The 1558-nt window shown below is 71.9% G+C and carries 2 protein-coding genes; both read left to right on the top strand.

The genetic code is table 11. The features are described 5' to 3' along the window. Nucleotides 1-350, top strand: a 350-nt coding sequence (locus B118_RS32275) for an aromatic-ring hydroxylase C-terminal domain-containing protein (protein WP_028193670.1), incomplete at its 5' end; no start/stop codon positions are given. Next, a partial coding sequence (locus B118_RS0124845) for an FAD-dependent monooxygenase (protein WP_028193669.1) occupies nt 347-1558 on the top strand: 1212 nt, incomplete at its 3' end. The genes B118_RS32275 and B118_RS0124845, both read left to right, overlap by 4 nt.

The raw sequence follows: 1558 nt of genomic DNA, 5'->3' as shown, positions 1-1558 counted from the left end.
GCATCCGCTACGACCTCGGCCCGGGCGAGCACCCCCTCCTCGGCCGACGCATGCCCCCACACCACCAACTCACCCTCCCCAACGGCGACACCCCCCGCATCACCGACCTACTCCACCCCGCCCGCCCCCTCCTCATCACCACCACCACCGCACACCCCACCGCCCACCCCTGGACCGACCGCATCGACATCATCACCGGCACCTGGACCCACCAACCCCACCCCACCCTCCACACCGCCCTCATCCGCCCCGACGGCTACCTCGCCTGGACCGCACCCGGCAGCACCAACGACCTCACCCACGCCCTCACCCGCTGGTTCGGCGCCCCCCAGAACGGAACCGGACGATGACCCGGGACGTGATCGTGGTCGGCGCCGGCCCGGTGGGCCTCATGCTCGCCGGGGAACTGCGGCTCGGCGGCGTCGATGTGGCGATCTACGAACGACTGGCGGCCCGACCGACCGAGTCCCGGGGCGCCAGCTTCACCCGCCGTACCGCGGAGTGCTTCGCGCAGCGCGGGCTGTTGGACCGGCTGGGCCCGACCGAGCCCGCGGAGAGTCACTTCGGCGGGGTGCCGATCAACCTCGCCCAACTTCCGGAGGACCATGCCGGTGCCCGGGGCATCTCCCAGTACCGGACCGAACGGATGTTGGAAGGCTGGGTGACCGAGCTGGGGGTGCCGGTATTCCGCGGCCACGAGGTCACCGGCTTCGAGGAGGGCCCCGACCGCGTCGTCGTCACCGTCGACGGCCCCGCCGGCTCCGGCCGGGCGGCCGCCCGGTTTCTGGTCGGCTGTGACGGCGGGCGCAGCACCGTCCGCGCGCTGGCCGGGATCGACTTCACCGGTGCCGAACCCACCCGGGGGTTCTATACCGCCGACGTCACCGGCATCGACACCCGACGGCGGCGGATCGGCGAGAATCTGCCCGACGGCAGCATGGTCATGGCGATGGATCTGGAGGACGGTGTCACCCGGGTCGTCGTGCACGAGCGAGGCATGCCGCCGAGAGACCGGAGCTCGCTGAGCTATCAGGAGCTGGCCGACTCCTGGCAGCGACTCACCGGTGAGTCCATCCATCACGGACGCTGCCGCTGGATCAGCTGCTTCACCGACGCCTCCCGGGTCAGCTCCGAGTACCGGCGCGGTCGGGTCTTCCTGGCCGGTGACGCCACCCACGTACAACCGCCGGCGATGGCACAGGGATTAAGCGTGGGCGTCCAGGACGCGGTCAACCTGGGCTGGAAGCTGGCGGCGGCGGTGCACGGCTGGGCACCACCCGACCTGCTCGACACCTACCACACCGAACGCCACCCGATCGGGCGACAGTTGGCCCGCAACGCGCGGGCCGCCATCGAGCTGCGGCTCACCGGCGCCGAGCTGGACCCGCTCCGCGGCATCCTCGCCGAGCTGATCACCCACACCGACGCGGCCGAGCACCTCGCCGGGATGCTCAGCGGGCTCAGCATCCGCTACGACCTCGGCCCGGGCGAGCACCCCCTCCTCGGCCGACGCATGCCCCCACACCACCAACTCACCCTCCCCAACGGCGACACCCCC

The organism is Salinispora pacifica CNR114 (assembly GCF_000514775.1).
Taxonomy (GTDB): domain Bacteria; phylum Actinomycetota; class Actinomycetes; order Mycobacteriales; family Micromonosporaceae; genus Micromonospora; species Micromonospora pacifica.
Note: the sequence above shows the minus strand (reverse complement) of the source record. Positions and strands in the feature narration are given on the sequence as shown.